Here is a 24816-nt window from a genome sequence, read left to right on the forward strand (position 1 = left end):
ATAATTTGAGAACTCTACTCTAAACGTAATTGCGCATAGGGTGTAGCCCAAAACCTGCAAAAATTCCCAAATCTTGACAACTTACCGAATAAAACCACACTAAATAATCAATACTATCTACACATCATGCAAAGTGATCATCGTTGTGGTCACAGCGTAACCAAATACTCACGAGCTATGCTTGATCATGATTGAAACCACTTCGGTGGCTCGCTAACATGTCGGCACTAGGACTATTACAAGGGACATGGTTTATGTCAGAGCAAGAGTTTTTCACCGTCCACCATGCGATGAAAGCCAACGTAGAACCGCTCGCTACCAATTTTCACTTTCCAACGATGGATGAGCTCGAGGCAGAGACACCTGCGCCATTTATTGTAGCAAGTGAGTTTTCTCGCCTTGACCCACTGCAAGAAAGTGCAAGAACCGAACTCAAAAACTCTGACTTGCGCCATGTCATCGAGCTTTTAGACACACAAAACGCCAAGCTCAATTTATTACTTGGCTATATGCTATCGCAGCAAGACGATCCTCAATTTGCAGTCACCACTAAATCATTCGGCGCGAGTCGATTCACTTACGTCTCAAGCACCAACATCGATATTGCCACACCACTGCGGGCCAAGCTGTTCCTAGAACATCCTGCAGCCGCTATCTATTGCTATGGTGAGGTGACTCAGTGCGAGCCACATTCGGAGGCTGGCTACCTTGTGCAGGTGAAATTTGTTCGACTGAAAGAAACAGACCAAGACATGCTGATTAAAGCGGCTCTACATCAACAGCAAAAATTACTCCGCCAGCGCTCACTTGAACGAGGCGACACTTAATACTATGACATCACAAACACTCCTCTCTCTTGAGCTGCCAAATGGCGCAGGAGACAATAAATACTACGGAAACCTACTTGGCTCGGGGTTAGCGCTGACGGTTGCAGAACTTGCTAGCCAGAAGGGCAAGCACAACCTGGTCGTCGTACCTGACCCTCAAACTGCACTTAAACTGCAGCAAGAAATAGAGCAGTTCTATTTAGGCTCCGTGAATATCTTCCCAGATTGGGAAACACTGCCTTATGATAACTTCTCGCCACATGAAGAGATCATTTCAGACCGTATCTCTTGTCTGTATCAACTGCCAACACAAAGCTCCGGCATTACCATTGTCCCGGTGAGCACGCTGCTCCAAAGACAATCTCCTCGTGACTTTTTGCTTCAGCACACCTTAATGGTCAAGCAAGGCGATAACTTCTCACTTGAAAAGCTACGCATGCAGCTTGAGAAATCAGGCTATCGTCATAGTGACCAAGTCTTTAGTCCCGGTGAATACGCGAGTCGTGGCTCGATCATTGATCTCTTTCCTATGGGTAGCAATGCACCCTATCGGATTGATTTTTTTGACGATGAGATTGATACCATTCGAACGTTTGATCCTGAAAATCAGCGTTCCATAGAAGATGTCAAAGAGATTCGCCTGCTGCCTGCGCACGAATTCCCAACCAGCAACGAAGCGATTGAGGACTTTCGTATTCGTTGGCGCCAGCAGTTTGAAGCTCGTCGCGAGCCAGAGAGTATCTACATGCAGGTATCAAAAGGCACTTGGCCTGCTGGTATCGAATATTGGCAACCGCTGTTTTTTGATCACACCGAAACCTTGTTTGATTATCTGCCAGATGACACGCAGCTGATCACTATTGGTGACATCGAAACAGGTATCGATAGTTTCCTTGCCGACGTTGAGCATCGTTACGATCAGCGCAGTATTGATCCGTTAAGGCCACTGCTTAAGCCTGAAGTTCTCTGGCTTAAAAAGGACGAGCTGTTTGCTCACCTAAAAACGCTTGGTGTCGCAAGACTCTCTGTTGAACCCGCGGCTGAGAAGCAAGGACGATTCAATCCAGAGTTCAGTTCACTGCCCGACCTTGCCGCGAAACCACAAAACAAAGAGCCACTGGCTAGCCTGCGTCAGTTCATCGAGGGCTTTACGGGCCGAGTCATTTTCTCTGTAGAGTCTGAAGGTCGCCGCGAGGCGTTGCTCGAACTCTTACAGCCTATTAAGCTCAAGCCAACACCGTGTGATAGCTTTGAACAAGCCTTGGGCAGCAGTAAAAAAGCCAGCCTAGTACTCGGCGCAAGTGAAAAAGGCTTTATCTTCGGCAATGACCAAATAGCGTTCATCTGTGAAAGTGACCTGCTTGGTGACCGCGTCATTCAACGTCGTAAAAAAGATCGCCGTAATACCAATAGTGATGCGGTTATTCGTAACCTTGCAGAGCTCAAGCCGGGCCAGCCCGTTGTCCATATTGACCATGGTATTGGTCGCTACCTTGGCCTTCAAACTCTTGAAGCTGGTGGTATGACAACCGAATACGTCACGCTTGAGTATCAGAATGATGCCAAGCTTTACGTCCCAGTTGCGTCACTCAACCTCATTAGCCGATACTCCGGTGGCGCTGAAGAATCTGCCCCACTCCACAAATTGGGTGGTGATGCCTGGAGTAAAGCACGTCGTAAAGCGGCAGAGAAAGTTCGTGATGTCGCGGCTGAGCTTTTGGATGTTTATGCCAAACGTGAGTTAAAACCTGGCTATAAATTTGCACTCGATAGAGGCCAATATGCAACCTTCAAATCGAGCTTCCCGTTTGAAGAGACCGATGACCAAGCGATGGCCATCAATGCGGTACTCTCTGATATGTGTCAAGCCAAAGCAATGGATCGCCTGGTTTGTGGTGATGTTGGCTTTGGTAAAACAGAAGTGGCGATGCGCGCTGCGTTTGTCTCAACGGACAATGGCAAACAAGTGGCGGTTTTAGTGCCAACAACACTGCTCGCACAGCAGCACTTTGAGAATTTCCGTGACCGCTTTGCTAACCTACCTATTCGCGTAGAGGTGTTATCTCGCTTTAAATCTGCCAAGGAGCAAAAGCAGATCCTTGCTGATGTTGCTGAGGGTAAAGTCGATATTGTGGTAGGCACACATAAACTGATCACCAGTGACATTCAATTTAAAGACCTAGGTTTACTGGTTGTCGATGAAGAGCATCGCTTTGGGGTACGCCAGAAAGAGAAAGTGAAAGCGATGCGTGCGGATGTTGATATCCTGACGCTCACTGCAACACCTATTCCACGCACACTCAACATGGCGATGAGTGGTATGCGCGATCTCTCTATCATTGCTACGCCACCAGCACGTCGCCTTTCAATCAAAACTTTCGTGCGCGAAAAAGACGATGCGGTAGTCAGAGAGGCGGTGCTGCGAGAAATCATGCGCGGTGGTCAGGTGTACTTCCTGCACAATAATGTCGAGACCATTGAAAAGGTGGCTGCCGATCTTGCCAACCTTATCCCAGAAGCACGCGTGGTCACTGCACACGGTCAAATGCGTGAACGTGACCTGGAGAAAGTGATGAATGATTTTTATCATCAGCGCTTTAATCTCTTGGTTTGTACGACCATCATCGAAACCGGTATCGATGTACCGACAGCAAACACAATCATTATGGATCGCGCCGACCGTCTTGGTCTTGCACAGTTGCACCAACTGCGTGGCCGTGTGGGTCGCTCCCACCATCAAGCTTATGCTTATTTGCTGACGCCGCACCCTAAAGCCCTAAGTAAAGACGCCGTAAAACGTCTCGATGCCATCGCCTCTCTCGAAGATTTGGGCGCGGGCTTCACCCTAGCAACCCACGACCTTGAAATACGTGGTGCAGGTGAACTGCTCGGTGATGAACAAAGTGGTCAGATCCAATCCGTTGGCTTCACTTTATACATGGAAATGCTCGAGCAAGCGGTTGAAGCATTGAAAGAAGGGAAAGAACCGTCCCTTGATGAGCTGTTGCGAGAGCAAACCGAAGTAGAGATGCGCCTGCCTGCCCTGCTGCCGGACGATTACATTCCAGACGTCAACACACGCCTGTCAATGTATAAGCAAATTGCGAGTGTTGAGTCCGATGCCGAATTAGCAGAGCTAAAAGTCGAACTGATTGACCGTTTTGGCGTATTGCCAGATGCCACTAAGAATCTTCTTAAAGTGTCTGAGTTAAAACTGAATGCAGCAAAACTCAAAGTGAAGAAGATTGAAGCTCATGAGAAAGGGGGCTACATCGAATTCTATCCAGACGCTGACATAAACCCAGCTTTCTTGGTTAAACTACTTCAATCACAGCCAAAGCAGTTCGGCATGGAAGGACCAACAAAGTTCAAGTTCGTATTGCCATTGACTGACCGCAGAGAGCGCTTGAAATTTGTGAAAAACATGCTGGATGAATTTGCCCAAAATCGACTACCAGCATAGTGAATCGGCCGTTTAGGCTTATAAGCTGTTATTGCCTATACCCAAGAACCTGACATTAATGAAAGACTTGGGTATAGTTACTAATAATTGTGGTGAGCGAGCAAAGTGACTCACCTTGTTCACCGACTTACGGAGTAATGATGAACAAACTGATCCCATTTCTACTTCTTCTAGTGTCTATGCCTAGCATGGCACAACGAGAATTCGATATAGAAGTGATCGTATTCAAACGTTCAGTGAACCCAGAGCAAACTACGGAAGCCTGGCCAAATAGCCTTCCAGAGATCAATATGAGTAATGCAGGTAGCCTTGCAAATGCTCAATATCGCAGCAATAAAGGGGTAACTCTACTTCCAGCCTCTAGCTATGAGTTGACACCTCAGGTCGATGACCTCCGTCGTCATGCAGGTTTTTCAGTACTGCTACACACCGCTTGGCGTCAAGATGATCGCGGCCGTGCTTCAGCGCCAGTGTTCAGGATCAAGGGTGGAAAAGACTACTCTGGCTCGTATATGCCTGATGGCTCTGTCTACTCTGATCAACTTGTAGAGTCTCCGGTCGATGATGTGGTTGAGCAAAGTGTCGCCAGTCCACTTTACGAGCTTGACGGCAAGTTACAAATCTATGTTCAGCACTATCTGTTTGCAGAAGCGGAATTCGACCTTAAACGCCCTAGCGTGCGTGAAGTGGTTGTCGAAACCACCGAATATGTTGAGCCTACAGAAGATCAGCAGGGCGACAGTGTGGTTGCTGGCAATATGCAGCAAATTGAGTACACCACAGAAGTAGAGAAGTTCTTAAAATCTTATCGCCTAGACCAAAAACGTCGTATGCGCAGTGGTGAAATTCATTACTTTGATCATCCTCTTATGGGTATGATCATTCAGGTTCGCCGCGCACCCACTAATGAGTCCTGATTTTTCAATCATTACCGACTCGCTCGAACTCAAGCTGCTCAGCGATAACGACGCTGAGCAGCTTCAATCTCTCATCTGCCACTCCCCTTCTCTGCACCAATGGATTGATTGGTGTCAGCCCGACTTTTCGCTTGAACAAGCACAGAGGTTTATCTACGAAACCCGGCTTAATTGGGTAAAAAGTAGTGCCTATGGCTTTGGTGTTTTCGCTCGACAAAACAAAGATCTGGTGGGTATGGTGGTCATAAACGAGTTGTACCACACGTTCAATATGGTCTCGATTGGCTATTGGGTTGCCGACCAATATCAGAATCAGGGATTGGGCAAAAAGTCCGTAACCGCATTGGTTAACTTCTGTTTTGAAATGCTCAAAGTCACTCGTATCGAGGCGGTGTGTGACCCTTGCAATAGCGTCAGTCGACAACTCATTGAGCGTTGTGGTGGACAATTTGAAACCATAGCTAGGAACCGATATATCTATGAAAACCGCGCGTATGATGGTGCGGTTTACTCAATAATCCCTTAAGGACAATACGATGAAGCATATTGTGATCACTGGTGGCAACCGCGGTATCGGGTTAGCACTGGTAAAAGAGTACCTTTCTCAATCCGCTCAAGTCTCGGTGACTTATCGAACGATGGAATCGTCACTTGAGCTTTTAGAGTTAGCCGATAGCAATCAAAACCTCACCTGCTACCAGCTCGACGTAACCGACTATGAGGCCGTCACACAGTTTGCAACCCACTTGAGCCCCATCGATATATTAATTAATAATGCTGGCTACTATGGTCCCAAAGGCTATGGATTTGGTCATACCGACGTGGCTGAATGGCGCAAAGTATTCGAGATCAACGCCATTGCCCCACTTAAGTTGGTTGAAGCTCTTTATCCACTGCTGGAAAAAGCCCAAGATAAAAAAATCATGTGCCTCTCCTCAAAGGTCGGCAGTATGACTGAAAATACATCTGGGGGCGGGTACATTTACCGCTCTTCCAAAGCCGCGCTCAACTCAGTAGTGAAAAGTCTGAGCAACGATCTCTCCTCATCGCACTATACTGTTCTCGCTCTACACCCAGGGTGGGTTCAGACTGAAATGGGTGGGCCGAATGCACTCATCACGACAAAACAAAGTGCGCAAGGGCTAGTGGAGGTCATTGCATCATCGAGCTCAAAGGACTCTGGACGCTTCCTGAACTACGACGGCAATGAACTGCCTTGGTAACGAACAGAATGAACGCAGTTTCAATTTTGCACCACAACAAGTAATTTATTGATTCATTTATAATTAGTTGCCAACTGTCGAGATATAGCGAAAATTTGGCGCGAACGACAACGATATTGACTTGAAAATCTACCAATCTCTTCCATGATTATTGGGAATCAACCAATCGGATGGAGACAAACGATGGCGGCAGATAAAGACCTAGTTAATTTTAGTCAAGACCATGAGTTGAACTACTGCCTACGCAGTGCGGGAAAACGTCAAACCAAAGCCAACAGGGAAGCACTGATTGGCTTAGGTAGGCAGGTAAAGCAAGACTTAGGTAAACGTGTCTTGACTCAAACCGATGTCAGTAGCGCAATCAAAGGCAATGACCAGCTCTTTGAGTAGAGCAAGATAATGTTCAAGGGTGACAGCTCAGAAGTGGCTTGCTATTGCAGGCCATTTTTATTTCTTGGCTCTTTTCTTACCGCTGTATTTTCGTTTTTTGTAGGCAGGTCGCTCTACTGGTGGCAAGCTGCGTAGAGAGTCAGGCACTGGTGAAGTTTTGACAGTATTCATAAGCTGATCAAGCCGTTGGGTAAGATCATGCATAAATGGCTGATAGGCCTGCCCCTTCTCGGCAATACTCTGCAGTTGATGCTCCCAGTGTGCTGTCATGTCTGGATAGGTCGATTCTGATGGTAAAGCATGGATCAACCCTCTACCTGCTGGCGTGCTCAACACCTGTTTGCCTTGCCGTTTCAAAAGTTGGCGCTTAAACAAGGTATCCAAAATACCTGCGCGAGTCGCTTCAGTGCCAATGCCATCAGTATCACGCAGTATCTTTTTAAGATCTTTATTCTCTACATAGCGTGCAATACCTGTCATCGCTTGCAAGAGAGTTGCTTCAGTGAAGTGGCGTGGCGGCTCGGTCTTTTTCTCGCTGATCTCACCTTCACGGCAAACCAGCCGTGTGCCTTTCGCTAAAGGTGGCACTTGGTCAACGCCACTGTCAGACTCCTCCACTTTGCCCATCAAGACCTTCCAACCTAATTCGATTAACTGACGGCCTTTGGCAATAAAGGTGCCTCCCGCAATATCAAACACAAGCTTGGCTTCTGCATACACCGCAGGGGGATAAAACTGCATTAAATATTGACGCGCAATCAAGTCGTAGACCTTGTTCTCATCGCCAGACATCACATTGCTCGATGCCTTTTTCGGTGTTGGGATAATAGCGTGGTGCGCATCCACTTTGCTGTCATTCCAAGCCTTCGATTTGATTGACAAATCCGCCCCATTAACAGCGGATTGCATCTCTCGACTATTGTTTGCGATCGCGTCACACACACTTCTTGCTTGCTTGAAATGGTCTTTCGGTAGATGACGGCTGTCCGAGCGTGGGTAAGTAATCAGCTTATGTTTTTCATAGAGCGCCTGACAGGTATCAAGCACACGTTGAGCACTCATACCAAAACGCTTAGCAGCATCAATCTGCAAGGCTGACAGGGAATAAGGTAAAGGCGCAAACTGCTTGGTTTGCTTCTGTTCTGAGTCTTGCACAATCGCCGGCTGACCTGCAATTCTCCCCGCAACGTTTTCTACCAGTTTCTTGTTGAGTACACGCCCCTCTTCGTCCATCCACGGCTGGCAAGCCTCGCTTGGCTTCCAGCGAGCGCGAATATCAAATGCTTTTCCGTCACGTTGATAAGGGATCAGTGCGTGCAGGGTGTAATAATCTTTGGGAACAAAATTCTCAATCTCTTCGTCTCGGCGAACCACAAGTCCGAGCACTGGCGTTTGTACCCGCCCGACAGAAAGTACGCCTTGATATCCCGCTTGTTTACCGAGCAACGTATAGGCTCGTGACATGTTCATACCGTATAACCAATCCGCTCTTGAGCGAGCTAATGCGGAAACTGAAAGAGGAATGAAATCACGATTGCTGCGCATGGAGCCTAATGCTCGCTTAACGGCCGGCAAGTTCAAATCACTGATTAATAGTCGCTGCGCCGCCGCTTTCTTTGTTTTCGAGACTTTGCAGTAATCCAAGACTTCATCAACCAATAGCTGCCCTTCTCGATCAGGGTCTCCAGCATGGACGATCTCATTAGCACTCTTGAGTAACTTTCTTACCACAGACAGCTGCTTGCTGGCAGTTTTACGCGGTCTTAGCTGCCACTCATTGGGAATGATAGGTAGGTCGGCTAAATTCCATTTTTTATAGCGCTCATCATAGGCATCAGGTTCCACTTGCTCCAACAAGTGCCCAATACACCAGGTCACAATATCACTACCGCACTGAATATAACCCTCGCCCTTTTTTTGCGCCCCGGGCAACGCTGCTGCAATAGCGCGGCCAAGACTTGGTTTTTCAGCGATATAGAGACGAGACATAATGGCTTCCAGCACAAATAAATAAGGCCACATTATCCAATGTGGCCTTATAAAATCAACTAATAACTGTATCTACATACAGTCATTAAATGCAATTTACTCTGCGTTGCGCGCTGCCGCTTCTTTGATCAACGGCTGCAGCTCACCTTTTTGGAACATTTCCATGATGATGTCACAACCACCGATCAGTTCACCTTCAACCCAAAGCTGTGGGAAAGTTGGCCACTGTGCGTAAGCAGGTAGCTCTGCACGAATGTCTGGGTTTTGTAGAATATCTACGTATGCGAATTTCTCACCACAGTTCATTAGAGCCTGTGCAGCTTGAGAAGAGAAACCACAGCTAGGTAGTTTTGGTGAGCCTTTCATGTATAGAAGGATCGCATTTTCTTCAATTTGCTGTTTGATTTTGTCGATAGTTTCCATGGCTTCCTCGTGATGGAGTTACTTCTTTTTTGATCCAGTTATTCTAAACCATTAGTAGAGAATAAAAAGCCCATAATATTTAAGGTTATAGCAAACCTCTCAAAGATGCTTTTTTTTAGCTAAAAACTTGATAAACTAGCGTGAAGTCAGTCAAAAAGACGCCTAAAACAATATTGGAAGCTCACGAAAGAGACACCCCTCTTTCAATCAAATAAATGGAGAAACGAGTAATGGCATTTGAACTACCAGCTCTTCCTTATGCAAAAGACGCACTAGAACCACACATCTCTGCTGAGACTCTAGATTTCCACCACGGTAAGCACCACAACACTTATGTTGTTAAGCTAAACGGTCTTATCCCTGGTACTGAGTTTGAAGGTAAGACGCTAGAAGAGATCGTTAAGACTTCTACTGGTGGCATCTTCAACAACGCTGCACAAATCTGGAACCACACATTCTACTGGCACTGTCTAGCGCCAAACGCAGGTGGTGAACCAACAGGTGCAATTGCAGACGCAATCAATGCAGCATTTGGCTCTTTCGAAGAGTTCAAAGCAAAATTCACTGATTCAGCAATCAATAACTTCGGTTCTTCTTGGACTTGGTTGGTGAAAAAAGCAGATGGCTCACTAGACATCGTAAACACGTCTAATGCAGCAACTCCGCTTACAGAAGAAGGTGTAACACCGCTTCTAACTGTAGACCTTTGGGAACACGCATACTACATCGATTACCGCAACGTACGTCCAGACTACATGAACGGTTTCTGGGCCCTAGTTAACTGGGAATTCGTAGCAGCGAACCTAGCTAAGTAATTTGGCACTTAGCCACTCGATTTAGTCATCGAATACCAAACCCGTGCTCCCTATAGCGCGGGTTTTCTTTTCTCTCTGATTTATTCATTTTTTCTAAAGTCATCCAGCACTCTGTCGATAACTAATTGTTAAGACGGAGAACATCATGCAAATCACTGCTGCTGAGCAAAATATCATCATCAACGAACTTCAAGCGGGTAACGGCATTAACCGTGCTGTACATGAAGGTCGTCGTGCTGATTTTGCCCTGTTTCTATCGATGTTCTCACACGATATTCGAGAAGTGACGCCTGTTGATAGCATTGAAGAAGTCGTCACTAGCGATGACCTGCTACGCAAAGAGTTTCAATTGAGCGAGCCGCAAGCGCTACGCTCTTCTGCACCGTCTTACGATACATCGGCAGAGCAAGCGCGTCAGTTCCAGCAAGGCGGTATGGCAAGCGCCAAACTAAGCCACTACCTAACACCTGAAGCACTGGCCTACCTGCCTGAAAATACGGCAGATTTACCCGAAGAGGTGTACCATAACCTCTCATACCACCAGCTGCGCCACCTAAACACACCCGACAACACAGCGAAACTGCCGCACCATTTCTATCACCAGATGAATGAGTCACACCGTCGCGATACGCTTAACTTGCACGCTTAATGTGATGTACAACTAAAAACCACCAAATAAGTACGCCATTCGATATTTATTTGACCTCATTCACAGCACTGCAACCATTGTTAAACCATCCTGAAGTGACCAGATAACAAAATACAACAATGGTAATAAGAGATATGAATATTGCTCAAGCTGTCATCTTGGTCACTGCTGCGGGTACGATGCTAGGTCGCACGCTCGCACAACACTTTGCTTTGCAAGGTGCTTCGGTTGTGATCACTGACACTAATGAATCAGCCCTCAACAACACTCTCACCCTTTGTGCAGCACATACCCCAAATGTCTATGCACATGTTATGGAGTGTCAATCTATCGAAGCCAATAACGCCTTATTCGATTTTGTTGAACACACCAACGCTCAAGCACCGAATATTGTGGTTAACCTCTGTACCGGGTTCCCCAACACAGACGCACTTGAGCAGACGGATTCCGACACCTTTGTTCAGCAACTTGCGAAAGCAACCGGCAGTTTATTAAACCTAGGTAAAGTCGCAGCAGAGCGAATGAAGCCACATCAACAAGAAGGGGTGATCATCAATATAATCTCTGACGGTCAAGTGGGCACATTGATGGGGGGAGATTCTGCTTCCTCGATTGTTGCAGGTTTCACTAAGCGTTGGGCAAGTGAACTGAACCCATTCAACATCCGTGTTGGAGGCATTGTCCCAGCACCGCGCGTGAACTATTCAGACAGCCATATCGCCGCCTCTCAGGACGAACTGGTGCGCCATACTGAGTATATTGTTGCCAACGACTACTTTAACGGACGAGTCATGTCGGCTGAGTTTTAATTTACCCCGCATAACAAAGCCGAAGCAATCGAGTGATCGCTTCGGCTTTTCAATTCATCGTGGTTATAAACTACGTAGTATTGCTTCGCTCGACTCTTCGATTAAATCCAACACCAGCTCAAACCCTTGCTCTCCACCATAATATGGGTCTGGAATTTCACTATAACTCGACTCTCCGTGAGTCAAAAACAGCGATAGCTTGTGTTGATACTCTTTTGGGCAATCATCATAAAGATCCGCTAAATTGGCCTTATCTGCAGCTAAAATCAGATCAAAATCGATAAAGTCTTGAGCGACAACTGGTCGTGACGTGATACCTTTGAACGAGTATCCTCGTTTTTCACCCGCCAGTTTACTGCGTGAATCAGGCCCCTTTCCCTTATGGAAATCAATCGTTCCCGCCGAGTCTACCTCGACATCAACGCCAAGCTGCTTCGCTTTCGCTCGCAGTACCGCCTCTCCTGTTGGTGATCGGCAAATGTTGCCCATGCACACCACTAAAATCCGTTTATTCACTACTTGACCCATCCTTCACCCACACTTGAAACGCTACTTGAACAAGTCATTTCATCATAGCCAGAATGATTTAAACCAACAAGCGGTGTCATTTCCTTATCTCCTGAATAAATTTGGGGTATTTAGGATATAGAAACTTCGCTACTATGGCGTGATTAAACTGCGACAAAGGAAATAAACAGTGAGCAATGATAGCCAAGATCTTTCTTACAAAGATCAGAAACATAAGCAGCGACAGCAAAAAGTAAAGCAGGAAGTTGACCAGAAGATCGCGGCGGCTCAAGAAGAGAAAGGATTATTGCTTGTCATCACTGGCAATGGCAAAGGAAAAACAACCTCAGGATTTGGTACTGTCGCCCGAGCTGTTGGTCATGATAAGAAGTGCGCTGTTGCACAGTTTATCAAAGGCACCTGGGACAATGGTGAACGAAACTTACTTGAAAAATTAGGTGTTGAGTTTCAAGTCATGGCAACGGGTTTTACTTGGGAAACGCAGAATAAAGCAACTGACACACAAGCTGCCCAACTGATTTGGCAAGAGTGTAAGCGTATGCTGCAAGATAAATCGCTGGATGTGGTGCTGTTTGACGAGCTCACGTATATGGTGAGCTATGGGTACATTGAGCTAGAAGAAGTGGTTGAAGCATTAAACAACCGCCCTAAGATGCAGTCAGTCATCATTACTGGACGCGGTGCTCACCGTACATTAATTGAAATGGCGGATACGGTATCCGAAGTGAAAAACGTTAAGCACGCATTCGAATCTGGTGTAAAAGCACTCAAGGGTGTCGATTGGTAATCATCTCCACCCCAAGATGGGGTGGAGAGATAAAGCGCTAAGGTTTTTGCTTTAGTGCAGCGTCAATATCAGCAGCGCTGTGGCGCTCTACCACTTGCTCCCAAGCCTCTCCCCAAGCTCGGTTAACAATCTTGCCACGCTCTACGGCTGGTCTCGCGGCAATATCTTGTGCCCAGCGCGTTAGGTTTTTGTAGCTCTCTACATCGAGGAACTCGGCTGCATCATACAACTTGCCCAACACTAGGCTGCCATACCAAGGCCATGTCGCGATATCAGCGATGCTGTACTCATCACCACCCAGGTATTTGTTGTCAGCAAGACGTTTGTCAAGCACATCCAGTTGGCGTTTTGCCTCCATCGAGAAACGGTTTATTGGGTATTCAAACTTCTCCGGCGCATACGCATAGAAATGGCCAAAACCACCGCCAAGATAAGGCGCTGAACCTTGTAGCCAGAACAGCCAGTTCATCACTTCCGTTTTCTTAGCCACATCACTTGGCAAGAAATGACCAAACTTTTCTGCCAAATACAGGAGAATATTGCCCGACTCAAACACACGGATAGGCTCGACACCTGAGTGATCAACCAGCGCTGGAATCTTAGAGTTTGGGTTCACATCAACAAAGCCAGATGAAAACTGGTCACTGTCACCAATTTTAATGATGTGCGCATCATACTCAGCAGCATCTACACCAGCAGCCAATAGTTCTTCGAACATAATAGTGACTTTTTGCCCATTGGGTGTCCCCATCGAGTAAAGCTGGAATGGGTGCTCACCTGCAGGTAGATCACGATCAAAACGAGCTCCGGAATCCGGGCGGTTTATGCTCGCCCATGTACCGCCGTTTTCACTGTCAGCAGTCCAAACTTTTGGTGGGATATATTCATTCGACATAATTCTAATCCTTGGTCTTAGTGTTTGTGCAGTGCATACCCTATCTAATATGGGGCTAACGTATGATTTCTAAATGAATAAAAACAAATACTTTATGCTTGTTTGTTCTATAGGTAGCCTCACGGTTCGACCACCTTAGGCTATCGAACCGTCGATTAATGCGCTTTGGCGCTATTTTTTTGAAATTTCTCCTGTATGATGTGCCGCTGTTTTCTTGTATGACAAATAAGCTGTAATCGTTTCATGAGCAAAGCCACCAATCACGCAATCTTTCTCCTCGTCCTTGCCAACCTGCTCGCGTCTTTCTCCGATGTTTCGCTAAAGGTACTTAATGGCGAAGTGCCAACGTTTCAATACGTATTTATACGTCAGTTTTTAAGTGTCATGCTGCTTCTGCCTTTCTGGCTAAAGCTGCCTCGAGCAACACGTATGCAGGGCGGCTGCAGAATCAACTTCTTGCGTGCCCAATTCATTTTGGTGGGCAGTGGCTGTGCCATGATTGCGATCACCCACCTCACCCTTGCTACCGCAAACGCTATGTTCTATGTCGGCCCGATTTTAATGCTCCCCCTCTCGATATTACTCCTCAAAGAGCGCCCAAATAGAGGCAAAGTGATCGCTACCTTGATAGGCTTTATGGGTGTGTTGATTGTGCTTCGCCCTGAGCACTTCCATTGGGCTGCGATTGCGGGTTTAGGTAGTGCCCTCGCGATGGGAGTAGGCAATATCTTAATCAAGCGCTTGAGTGATGATCAGCATATTATCTCAACCCTATTCTGGACCAGCTTGATGACACTTCCTCTTGCGTTGGCTTTTGCGTTACCCCAATGGGCGGAAATAGAGTGGCGACATGTGGGTTGGATCATGGCGATCAACTTGTTTGTATTGGGTTATCACGCCTTAGTTGTCGTGGCTTATAAAAAAGCGCCAGCAAGTCAGATTGCACTTGCCGAGTATTCAGGGTTGGTGTTTGTCACGCTATTCGGCGTGATGTGGTTTGACGAAATACCCGACTTCTTGACGCTATTGGGTATCGCTTTTATTGTTATCCCAATGATGCCAGTTCAATGGCGTAAATGGCTAAGGCGTAAAGCAGAACCGGTCGCACAGAATCAACCGCACTAGAAAGATGAAAGCCATCTCGCAAAGAGATGGCTTTTTCTTAGGACTAAATTGAGGAACTTAGGAGAGCTGTCTTACGCTTGGGCTGTTTGACCTTCTACTCGTTTCTCTTTTGCTTCAAAGGCTTCTTTATCAAAACCTTCATGAAGGTGGTAGTAACGCTTGTAAACAAGGCCACTGATTAGCATCAGAATTGCAGGAAGACCAACCATCATAAAGTGCAGACCCATAATTGTGCTCTCCGCTTGCTCTACATTTGGTACGTAACCCACGATAGTCAAACCCACACCGACAATGAAACCACCTGCAGCGCCGGCAAACTTCACTAGCATCGTTTGCACTGAGAAAATAACGCTCTCACTGCGGTGACCTGTTTTGTGCTCACCGTAATCTACTACGTCTGCTAGCATTACGGTTTGTAGTGCGTTTGCGATACCCACGCCAAACTTAATCGCTGCACCTGCCACACCAATCAGCATTGCGTTGCCTGGTACCATTACGCCCATAACAAGAAGCACTAAGCAAGACAGGATTGGGAAGCCACAAGCAATTAACCATAGATTTTTGCGTGGCAATGCCGCTGCGATACGTGGGAACAAGAATACACCTGCCACTTCAGCCGCGCCCGCAACCATCATGTATACAGGGAATAACTCTGGGTTACCTAACGCGTATGAGAAGTAGTAGATAGCAAAGCCACCCACAAGCAGGTTAGCAATTTGGAAAGAAAGCACTGTACCGATCAGTGCTTTTAGCTGATCGTTTTTGCCAATGATGGTCAGTACATCCTTGAATGCGAATCTTTCAGCGGGTGTGTTGGTGACTGCTGCGGTTTTCTCTTTCACGTTACGTGCAATCAAAAACGCACTCATAACGAACAGCACTGCTATGAGCATAGCCATGTTGAAGAAACCTGCACCTTGGTCACCATTGCCCAACTCACCAACGATATGTAGGCCGTATGTACCCGTAATGAACCATGCAAGACTTGCGAACAAACGTGGCCAAACAACTAACTTTTCACGCTCTTCGCGAGAGCTTGAAAGTGCAGGGATCATTGACCAGTATGGAATGTCCATTATGGTGTAGGTCAGACCCCAAAGAATGTATGCCGCTGCCGCGTAAATATAAAGCGCTTTCCCATCAAACATGTGAGTGCTGAATAGGCCCACTAAAACAATGGCATTCAATAGTGTGCCAATCACAATCCATGGACGGAACTTACCGAAGCGCGAACGAGTATTATCAACGATCACACCCATCATTGGGTCAGTAATCGCATCAATAATACGCGCCGCTAAGAAGATGGTACCCACGAAAGCGGCAGACAAACCAGCCACGTCCGTGAAGTAGAACATGAGGAAGATATAAATTGGTGCACAAGCGAAATCTTTACCTAATGCACCTATGCCGTAGGAGGCTTTGGTTTTTAAAGTGATATTCTCAGACATTTTGTTTCCTTTAGGCTTATCACCCTTCCCCTAACTAGAATGAGCGACATTGGCCTTTTTATTTATAAGTTTCGAGGCTAATGCTAATCATTGGGGCGCAGATTTACTGTGATCAAAAACCGCTTTATGGAAACGTTTACAGTCGATGATGGAAACTGAGATCTCCAACACAATGCTGCGAAGTTGTTACTAAATATACAAATATAAAACAGATGGTTAGTCTGTTATTTGATAGCGATGATAGAGTCAAAAAAACAAAAACGCCGCAACTAAAAATAGCTTGCGGCACTCGTCATTAAGCTTGATTATGAAAGGGTTTACCTGAGAACTAGTCGATTTGTTCTAGCTTCACCAGCAGCGCGGTTTCTGCATCCAACACTGGCATCGTTAAGCCTATATCTTGGCACCAGCGACCGGTTAATTGGCATCCATCTGTTGTCCAAGGGGGTTGATAGTTAACAATGTCATGATAATTGGTCGGTTGATCAATAACGGTCACTTGATAAAGCGCATCCGGATCTAGACCTGGTATTCTTAAGTGGCCACTCAGTGCGTTGGTAGGCATCGCAAGTTGCGCAATCAATACCACAGCTTGAGACTGATCTTGAGCAACAACCGCTTGAATTTGATGTGCGGTATCATCGGTAGGAATACGCCATGACTTGCCTGAGTGCAATAATGTGCGTATTGATTTGTGCAACTCCACATAGTGCTCGAAACCCTGCTTTTCTTCCTCTGACTCTCTGACTGGATCAAGTTCAATACCCATATGGCCAAATAGAGCCGTCAAACCCCGAAACTCAATACTATGGCGGCGACGGGTGCTATGGCAATGACTAGCACCAATGTGACTACCCATCACTTCTGGTGGGAAGAAATAACTCATGCCGCGCTGAATAGTCTGACGCTCTAGCGCATCATTGTTATCTGATGCCCAAAATCGATGAGTACGCTTAAGCACTTCGTAATCGATACGCCCGCCGCCAGCTGAGCAAGATTCAATTTCCACGTTAGGGTGATTAAGGCGAACTCTATCCACGAGTTCATAGTAACGTTCAACCTGTGCATGACCGGACGCTCTGCCTTCATGTCCCGGTTGTACCACCTCTCGGTTCATGTCCCACTTGATGTAGCCAATGTTATAGGTAGACAAGAAGTGATCCAAACGCTGATATAAAAACTCAAACGCTTGTGGCTGACTTAAGTCAATCACATACTGGTTACGCCCGGTAGGTTGGTCATAGCCTTTCACTTCCAACAACCAATCAGGGTGTGTACGATAGAGATCGGAGTCTTTATTGATCATCTCAGGTTCAAACCACAGACCAAATTCCATCCCCAAATCATTGACATGATTCACGATTGGCTCCAGACCATTGGGGTATTTTTTCTCGTCTAAAAACCAGTCTCCCAACGCGGCTTTGTCGCCATCACGTCCTTTAAACCAGCCGTCATCAATAATAAAACGTTCTACACCCATCTGCGCGGATTGTGTCGCCATCTGCATTATATAGTCTGGGTCATGATCGAAATAGATACCTTCCCATGTGTTCAAATGGATCGGGCGAGGCTTGTTGGCAAACTCAGACGGCAAGATCGAAGCGCGAACATGCTCATGAAAATGATGGCTCATTTCATTTAAGCCTTGACCACTGTGTGTCGCATACAACCAAGGTGTTGATAATGATGCACCCTCACTCAGTTCAATTTCTCCAGGTAAATAGATCGCCTCACCCTGCATCACACGGCGACCATCGGCTTTTACATCAATGCGCATACGGTGGTTGCCACTCCAAGCAAGATGAAAACCAAATACATCACCAGACAGCTCATCAAAATTGGCTGTGCCTGCAACAAAAGCAGGATAGTGCTCATGCGAAGTACGCCCGCGACGGTTCTCTTGCTGATAACCCCCTTGTGTCAGCGACTGGCGACTTGTCTGAAACTCATACACCCAGCGTCCATGATAGGTCATCAACTCACTAACGCGCCCAGGTAAAGGTAAGGTATTCGCTAAACGCGCAACTTGATATGCGCCTTGACCAATATTGCGTAGGGTCTGGCGAGTTTTAATCACATCGTGCTGATCAAGGTACAGTTCACTAATAATTTCTAGTCCAGCCAGCGTATCCTCACAGTAGATCTTCAGCCCCAAGGCGCCGTGATCAACCTTAACGACCTTCATTACTGGCGCCCAATCTTGACCTGCGCGATGTCCCTCCAAAGCAGGGCTGCCAAAGGAGCCTCGTCCCAATTCTGGTGTTAATGTCACCGGCACATCAATGTCCAAGCGACCATATGGAACCGGTCGATGCAACGCGTGACGAGCTATCGAGAGATCGCCATTGAAAGGCTGTCCCCAGTGAAGGATTTCCGCATACTCGCCTACCTCAACAATCAGTTGAGTTTTATTACCTGTCAGTGAATAGAGAACTTTATCAGTCATAACTGCACACCTAGTGTCATTCGTTTTTGCTGCATATTAAACAGTTTATCTTGATTGTCTGTGAGCCAAAGCAAACTTATGGAAACGTTTACAATTTCACATCATAATTCTACGTTCACATCGATTAAGACTGTTCTTATCCATTTTTCGCGGAATTTCTGCACACTAACTCACCTTGAGCCTGATATTTATCAATAAGATAACTATTTTTTACCGTTGGAAACACGATAACGTGAGTTCACCACTTGCACCTCTCGCCTTACATTCGTAAGGTAAAGTCTTCGAGATTCAGTTTATAGGCATTAAGCCTGTATACAATATGAAGCGTCTCCGTTGGGTCCTAACTTATATTCCAACGAGACAATACATGACCTCAAGTGATTGTATTGCCTTCTCTTGTCTCACAGACCCAGTGTTTTCTGACACTGGGTTATTCTTACCTGCTATTCACTATCACACCCTGAAAATAAACGCTTACATTCCATCCTCTATATAAACTGCTTTATTTTTAGTCAAATATAGCTATTTGTTCGATCTAAATCACAAGAATCAGTTATTACCTAATTCATCACATCAAAATGCCAACTTCGTCATGAAAACGTTTCCACAAAATCATTACACTCCCTCCTGAGTTAGGACTCAACACAAAAAATAAATCCAATAACCGTCATATGGAGACGATTCATGAAACATAATGCGCTTGTTAGAGCACTTGGGCTTTCCCTCGCCCTTGCGCCGATGGCCGGTCTGGCAGCAGTGGAGAACATCACCTACTTTGGTTATGCCAAATGGGGAAACATCTACACCGACAACAAAGACCACAATGATGGTAAAGGCGAACGTAATGACGTCATTCGTGCAGGCGAAGGTTACGGTAACTACCGACTAGGTAACGAGATGAACTGGTGGGAAGCAGGTCTAAAGGCAGACGTATGGCGCAATAACGATGCCTACTTCGATACAACCCTTTATCTTGGCAGTGGTGAGAGCTGGGGTGACGTGAGTATCATTCAGATGTGGTCAGCAGGTCATGGTCTGATTGATAGTCAACCTAATGCAAAACTTTGGGCCGGTGAACGCTTCTACCGACGTCATGAAGTGCACATGATTGACATTAAGTACTGGGACACGTCAAGCACTGGTATTGGTGTCGAAGATTGGGATCTAGGTTTTGGTAATGGTCACTTTGCATGGATGGCGCCAGATTCAAGCGCTGACGACCGTAGCCTGCATAATATCGATGCTCGTATCAGTGATATCGCGCTGAGCGACAGCGCTGACCTTACTGTCGGCCTGAACTACGTGGCAGCACACAACTCTAGCTACGATGATACCAACATTACCACCTCTGGTACCATGCTTTCAGCCCTATACCGCCAAGCGTGGGAATACGGCTCCAACACTTTTGCATTCCAGTACGGTACAGACGCACTTGCCGGTGGCTTAATGAGTGCAGAGGGCGGTTCAAACCGCAAGTACAGCACTGGTGTTGATCACGACGGCTATAGCTGGCGCGTATTTAACCACGGTGACCTTAATATCAATGAAGACTTCCAAGTGATGTACTCCATTGCATACCAAGATAAGAACCTCGACAACAACGATGGTGAAAAGTGGTTCAGCGTCGGCGCTCGCCCTCAATACAGCTGGAACAATTACATGGCTACAGCGATTGAAGCGGGCTATGAGACAGTAGAAGCTCAAAATGGTGCCGGTACCAACGACATGTATAAAGTCACACTCTCTCAAATGTTCCAAGCAGGGAAAGGCGTTTGGGCACGACCATCTCTACGTTTGTTTGTTACTTACTCAGAGACCACAGATGAGTGGAGCCGTGGTGGAGATGCCTACGGTACAGCGATGAGTGCCAGCGGAGAAACGATTGACGAAGTGACCTTCGGCTTCAACGTAGAAACTTGGTGGTAATCCAGCCTCGTAACAAATCCTGTAGAAACTGAGGGTGCGTGCACCCTCCCCCTAAAAGGAACCTCAGATGAACGTGAAAACTCTCATAATATCAGCACTGACTATGGCACTGACAGGGTGCAGCACTGCCCCTGTTTCTACACAGTCGTTAACCCCTAGGGTCTCGTGTTGCAACGATGTTCACTCGGTTGATAAGACCGCGCTGACGGTTCCTTTTCATCAAGAAGTGATACTAACCTCACACACACAACACATCCCCTTGTCTATGCTGAACAAGGATTTAGTCACAACCGACGATGCGCTCGTTCCAGTGATAGTGTACGAACTGCCCGGCACTGTGAACAACTCTCAATCCGATCTGTTTTCTGTTTTGCTGCGCAGTTACATCGCAAATGACCAGGTTTTTGCAGCGAAAGTGCTATTTATGGATTCTGAGTGGCAAATCATCGACCAGCATAATATTGACAGTTATAAATACTACCCAACGAGTCTAAAAGGATTGGAGCGTGTTGAAAAAATCATCACCCTATCGCCAAAAACTACTCGCGCTAAGTTTATGGTGGTCACAACCGATGTTGAATTATTAGGCCATACACTGCCGCGTAAGCACCCAGAAGAAGTGTATGCCGAACAAAACAATGTGATTGGGCAAAAGCACCTGCCGCTAACGGCGCAGTACAGTGACTATGGCAGAATAGACATTACGACGAGCGAATTTTCAAACAGTGCGCTGCTCTCCATGCTCGCCGAGTTCACCAAGACGAGTCCGCAACGTGCTGAAACCGATACCGACCCAACATCAAAACACCCTGACAAACATGGTTGGGCACACTATCAAAGCCGTATTGACCAAGCTTTAGCGAGCAACAATATCAGTGAAGCGGCCAATATCGTTCAAGAGGCAGGCAAAGCAGGCCACCCTCAAGCAAAAGATTATTTATTACAACATCTTGCAGACTAGTGCCGTTTCATCAACAAAGAAACGCTAAGCACAGTGGCAAGTAAAAAAACGACATACTAGGATCGAATCGCATGGCATTTTCCGAAATTATCCAACGACGTGATTGGGAAAACCCACAGAGTGTTAACCTACATTGCATGAAAGCGCACAGTCCGTTAGCGAGCTTTCGCAGTGCAAAAGATGCTCAAGAAAATAACAACAGTCATCGACGCTCTCTAAATGGTGACTGGAAATTCAAGCTATTTGACGCCCCAGAGCAAGTCGATGAAGACTTCATCAAGGCGGGCTTTAACGACAGTCCATGGTCAAGTATTCCCGTGCCGTCAAACTGGCAGTTACAAGGCTATGACAAGCCCATTTACGCCAATGTAAAATACCCTTTCGAGGTTAACCCTCCTTACGTTCCATCAGATAACCCAACCGGTTGCTATCGCACGAACATCGACATGACAGCCGCTGATCTTGAACACACTCAACGCATTATCTTTGATGGCGTTAACTCCGCTTTCCACCTCTGGTGCAACGGCGTTTGGGTTGGCTACAGCCAAGATAGTCGACTACCCACTGAGTTTGACCTATCAGAGTATTTAACTGAAGGCCGCAACACGCTCGCTGTCATGGTGATTCGTTGGAGTGATGGTAGTTATCTCGAAGACCAAGATATGTGGTGGCTAAGCGGAATTTTCCGTGATGTCACGCTGCTATCAAAACCAAACAACTGCATTGAAGATGTCTTTATTACACCAGACCTTGATGCGTGTTACCGCGATGGAACACTTAAAGTAGAAACGCGAATCAATGCCCCTGAGAGTTACCAAGTTCAACTCCAACTGTTCGATGGCGAACAAGCCATTTTTGACCCGCAATCAGCGACACCAAATAACCGCCGTATTGATGAACGTGGCTCCTATAACGATATCGTGTTCCAAACCCTGTCCGTTCGTGAGCCAAAGCAGTGGTCGGCCGAAGTGCCTAACCTCTACCGCCTGGTTGTTTCATTAATTGATGAACAGGGCCATCATATTGAGAGCGAAGCGTATGATGTTGGGTTCAGAAAAATCGAGATCACAGATGGTCAACTAAAGCTGAATGGTAAACCGCTGTTGATTCGTGGTGTTAACCGGCATGAACATCACCCTGAACTAGGTCATGTCATGACTGAAAAAGACATGATTGAAGACATTCGTTTACTTAAACAGCATAACTTCAATGCCGTTCGTACTGCGCACTATCCTAACCACCCACGCTGGTATGAGTTGTGCGACCAATACGGCTTATATGTATGTGATGAAGCCAATATTGAAACGCATGGTATGCAGCCAATGAATCGTCTATCGAGCGATCCTCAATGGGCAAATGCCTACATGAATCGCTACACCCAGATGGTCATGCGTGACAAGAACCACGCGTCAATTATTCTTTGGTCACTTGGAAACGAGTCGGGTCATGGAGCCAATCACAACGCTATGTATGCATGGTCTAAGCAATACGATCCATCACGACCAGTGCAATACGAAGGTGGGGGCTCAAATACCACGGCAACCGATATCATCGCGCCAATGTACGCTCGCGTGAATACAGTCATTGAAGACGAAGCAGTACCGAAATGGCCAATCAAGAAATGGATCTCTTTACCTAACGAACAGCGCCCGTTGATCTTGTGTGAATACGCGCATGCGATGGGCAACAGTTTGGGTAGCTTCGATGAATACTGGCATGCCTTCCGCGAATTTCCTCGCCTCCAAGGTGGCTTTATTTGGGATTGGGTTGATCAAGGTATTGCCAAAACTGATGACAATGGTAACCAGTATTGGGCGTACGGCGGTGACTTCAATGATGAAATCAACGATCGTCAGTTCTGTATCAATGGCCTTGTTTTTCCAGACAGAACGCCACATCCAACGTTGGAAGAGGCGAAGTTCTGTCAACGTATGATCACCGTGGCACTGAGTCATGAGCAGCCAGGGCGCTATACCTTGAACGTCCGCAATGAGAACTTGTTCCGAGCCACCGATAATGAACAACTAAACTGGTCACTGCTTGAAGATGGCGTTGAAGTGCTCAACGGCAATTTACCCCTAGACGTAGACGCAGATAGTGAAAAAACCATCACGCTGGATATCAGTTTCAAGCCAAAATCCGGCGCACGTTATCACTTGAACACGGATATTACACTGATCAGCAATACTCCATGGTCTGATGGTGGTTATGTCATTGCTACTGAACAGCTTGCGCTTACTAACTACAGTGGTCTTGTGGTTGCTATCGATGAGGAGTCAACCACTCCCGTTTTAGACGCCTCGGGCAATGAGATCAATGTACACACGGACAGCGGCCGTTGGACATGGGACAAATCTTCCGGTCTTCTCGTCCAATGGCAACAGCTCGGAGTCGATAAACTCGCCGCACCGCTCGTTGACAACTTCTACCGTGCGCCGCTCGATAATGACATTGGCGTGAGTGAAATCGACAACGTCGACCCAAATGCTTGGATGTGTCGCTGGGACATGGCGGGCATCGGTCAATGGCAGCGTCAATGCCTAGCAACGAAAGCGCAAATACAGGGTGAGAAGGTCTGTATCGAAACTCGCTTTGCCTATCAGTTTAAAGACCAAGTTCAAGCCGTTACAACATGGAACTATACGATTACCGATGATGGGCAAATGAAAGTCGATGTTGATGTACAGCTCGCCGACCACCTCCCTCCAATGCCGCGTATTGGTATGGAGTGTCAGGTCGCCTCCACCAATAACATTGAATGGAAAGGTCTTGGACCGTTTGAAAACTACCCTGACCGCCTTGCGGCCGCTCGGTTTGGTCATTATAAGGCGTCAATCAATGAGATGCATACACCTTATGTTTTCCCAACCGACAATGGTTTGCGCTGTCATACTCAGTGGCTCAATGTAAGCAACTTGAGAGTGTCTGGTGATTTTCACTTTAGCACAGGGCATTACTCTCTCACCCAACTCGCCGCGGCGAAACACACTAATGAGCTTATCGAAGAGGAAACGCTATACCTGCGCATAGATCACCAGCAAATGGGTGTTGGTGGTGATGACTCTTGGAGTCCAAGTGTTCATAAGGCTTTCCAGCTTACTGATAATCACTACCACTACTCGGTCGTCTTTAGCTAACGGTCAGCCTCCTGATAATCCCCAAGCCCCCCGCTTGGGGATTTTTTCTTCTATCTAC

20 protein-coding genes are annotated in these 24816 nt (G+C 46.7%); 14 read left to right on the forward strand and 6 right to left on the reverse strand.

Annotated features, from left to right (window positions below; genetic code table 11):
* Positions 1 to 254 precede the first annotated feature (254 nt).
* From GT360_RS09850 to GT360_RS09875, 6 genes are all read left to right on the forward strand, one after another.
* Entirely contained in the window at positions 255 to 827 is a 573-nt protein-coding gene (locus tag GT360_RS09850) for a PilZ domain-containing protein (RefSeq protein WP_164649637.1), read from the forward strand.
* 4 nt (positions 828 to 831) lie between these two features.
* Entirely contained in the window at positions 832 to 4290 is a 3459-nt protein-coding gene (gene mfd / locus GT360_RS09855) for a transcription-repair coupling factor (protein ID WP_164648703.1), read from the forward strand.
* 140 nt (positions 4291 to 4430) lie between these two features.
* The gene (locus tag GT360_RS09860; protein ID WP_164649638.1) at positions 4431 to 5207 is read left to right on the forward strand and encodes a peptidoglycan binding protein CsiV; all 777 of its coding nucleotides are present in this window, start codon (positions 4431 to 4433) and stop codon (positions 5205 to 5207) included.
* Positions 5197 to 5733, forward strand: coding sequence for a GNAT family N-acetyltransferase (locus tag GT360_RS09865; protein ID WP_164648704.1), 537 nt, complete (start codon positions 5197 to 5199; stop codon positions 5731 to 5733). The genes GT360_RS09860 and GT360_RS09865 overlap by 11 nt, the downstream gene beginning before the upstream one ends.
* 10 nt (positions 5734 to 5743) lie before the next feature.
* Positions 5744 to 6430 (forward strand): SDR family oxidoreductase, encoded by a 687-nt coding sequence (locus tag GT360_RS09870; protein WP_164648705.1) that lies wholly within the window; start codon positions 5744 to 5746, stop codon positions 6428 to 6430.
* Between the two features lie 183 nt (positions 6431 to 6613).
* On the forward strand, positions 6614 to 6820 hold the full coding sequence (locus GT360_RS09875; RefSeq protein WP_164648706.1) for a hypothetical protein: 207 nt from the start codon (positions 6614 to 6616) through the stop codon (positions 6818 to 6820).
* A 57-nt stretch (positions 6821 to 6877) separates the two neighbouring features.
* Here the strand turns inward: GT360_RS09875 and GT360_RS09880 are convergent, their stop codons facing one another.
* Together GT360_RS09880 and GT360_RS09885 are read right to left on the reverse strand one after the other, a co-directional pair.
* Complete coding sequence (locus tag GT360_RS09880; protein WP_164648707.1) at positions 6878 to 8809, reverse strand: DNA topoisomerase III; 1932 nt, start codon at positions 8807 to 8809, stop codon at positions 6878 to 6880.
* A 96-nt stretch (positions 8810 to 8905) separates the two neighbouring features.
* Complete coding sequence (locus tag GT360_RS09885; protein WP_164648708.1) at positions 8906 to 9232, reverse strand: Grx4 family monothiol glutaredoxin; 327 nt, start codon at positions 9230 to 9232, stop codon at positions 8906 to 8908.
* 230 nt (positions 9233 to 9462) lie between these two features.
* Here GT360_RS09885 and sodB point away from each other — a divergent pair, with 230 nt between their 5' ends.
* The 3 genes from sodB (at position 9463) to GT360_RS09900 (ending at position 11505) form a co-directional block, all read left to right on the forward strand.
* Positions 9463 to 10047 (forward strand): superoxide dismutase [Fe], encoded by a 585-nt coding sequence (sodB, locus tag GT360_RS09890; RefSeq protein ID WP_164648709.1) that lies wholly within the window; start codon positions 9463 to 9465, stop codon positions 10045 to 10047.
* A 145-nt stretch (positions 10048 to 10192) separates the two neighbouring features.
* The gene (locus GT360_RS09895) at positions 10193 to 10696 is read left to right on the forward strand and encodes a VC2046/SO_2500 family protein (RefSeq protein ID WP_164648710.1); all 504 of its coding nucleotides are present in this window, start codon (positions 10193 to 10195) and stop codon (positions 10694 to 10696) included.
* A gap of 134 nt (positions 10697 to 10830) precedes the next feature.
* Complete coding sequence (locus tag GT360_RS09900; protein ID WP_164648711.1) at positions 10831 to 11505, forward strand: SDR family oxidoreductase; 675 nt, start codon at positions 10831 to 10833, stop codon at positions 11503 to 11505.
* 63 nt (positions 11506 to 11568) lie between these two features.
* Here GT360_RS09900 and GT360_RS09905 read toward each other — a convergent pair whose 3' ends face one another.
* Positions 11569 to 11994 carry a low molecular weight protein-tyrosine-phosphatase gene (locus GT360_RS09905; RefSeq protein ID WP_239502629.1) on the reverse strand — a complete coding sequence of 142 codons (426 nt, stop codon included), beginning with the start codon at positions 11992 to 11994 and terminating at the stop codon, positions 11569 to 11571.
* Between the two features lie 208 nt (positions 11995 to 12202).
* On the opposite strand from GT360_RS09905, the gene cobO reads away from it, so the two are divergent.
* Positions 12203 to 12820: a cob(I)yrinic acid a,c-diamide adenosyltransferase gene (cobO, locus tag GT360_RS09910; RefSeq protein WP_164648713.1), complete on the forward strand. Its 618-nt coding sequence runs from the start codon at positions 12203 to 12205 to the stop codon at positions 12818 to 12820.
* 37 nt (positions 12821 to 12857) lie between these two features.
* On the opposite strand, the gene yghU is transcribed toward cobO, so the two are convergent.
* A complete protein-coding gene (gene yghU, locus GT360_RS09915; RefSeq protein ID WP_164648714.1) occupies positions 12858 to 13715 on the reverse strand; it encodes a glutathione-dependent disulfide-bond oxidoreductase in 858 nt (285 codons plus the stop codon).
* Positions 13716 to 13958: 243 nt separating this feature from the next.
* Between yghU and GT360_RS09920 the strand changes: the two genes are divergently transcribed.
* Positions 13959 to 14840: a DMT family transporter gene (locus GT360_RS09920; protein WP_164648715.1), complete on the forward strand. Its 882-nt coding sequence runs from the start codon at positions 13959 to 13961 to the stop codon at positions 14838 to 14840.
* A 71-nt stretch (positions 14841 to 14911) separates the two neighbouring features.
* On the opposite strand, the gene melB is transcribed toward GT360_RS09920, so the two are convergent.
* A complete protein-coding gene (melB, locus tag GT360_RS09925) occupies positions 14912 to 16288 on the reverse strand; it encodes a melibiose:sodium transporter MelB (protein WP_164648716.1) in 1377 nt (458 codons plus the stop codon).
* A 328-nt stretch (positions 16289 to 16616) separates the two neighbouring features.
* Positions 16617 to 18734 (reverse strand): alpha-galactosidase, encoded by a 2118-nt coding sequence (locus GT360_RS09930; RefSeq protein ID WP_164648717.1) that lies wholly within the window; start codon positions 18732 to 18734, stop codon positions 16617 to 16619.
* Between the two features lie 684 nt (positions 18735 to 19418).
* Between GT360_RS09930 and GT360_RS09935 the strand changes: the two genes are divergently transcribed.
* From GT360_RS09935 to GT360_RS09945, 3 genes are all read left to right on the forward strand, one after another.
* Positions 19419 to 20660 (forward strand): carbohydrate porin, encoded by a 1242-nt coding sequence (locus GT360_RS09935; protein WP_164648718.1) that lies wholly within the window; start codon positions 19419 to 19421, stop codon positions 20658 to 20660.
* Positions 20661 to 20727: 67 nt separating this feature from the next.
* Positions 20728 to 21621, forward strand: coding sequence for a MalM family protein (locus tag GT360_RS09940; RefSeq protein ID WP_164648719.1), 894 nt, complete (start codon positions 20728 to 20730; stop codon positions 21619 to 21621).
* 71 nt (positions 21622 to 21692) lie between these two features.
* On the forward strand, positions 21693 to 24758 hold the full coding sequence (locus tag GT360_RS09945) for a beta-galactosidase (protein WP_164648720.1): 3066 nt from the start codon (positions 21693 to 21695) through the stop codon (positions 24756 to 24758).
* Positions 24759 to 24816 lie beyond the last annotated feature (58 nt).

Origin of the sequence: Vibrio astriarenae (assembly GCF_010587385.1) — a bacterium.
Lineage (GTDB): Bacteria > Pseudomonadota > Gammaproteobacteria > Enterobacterales > Vibrionaceae > Vibrio > Vibrio astriarenae.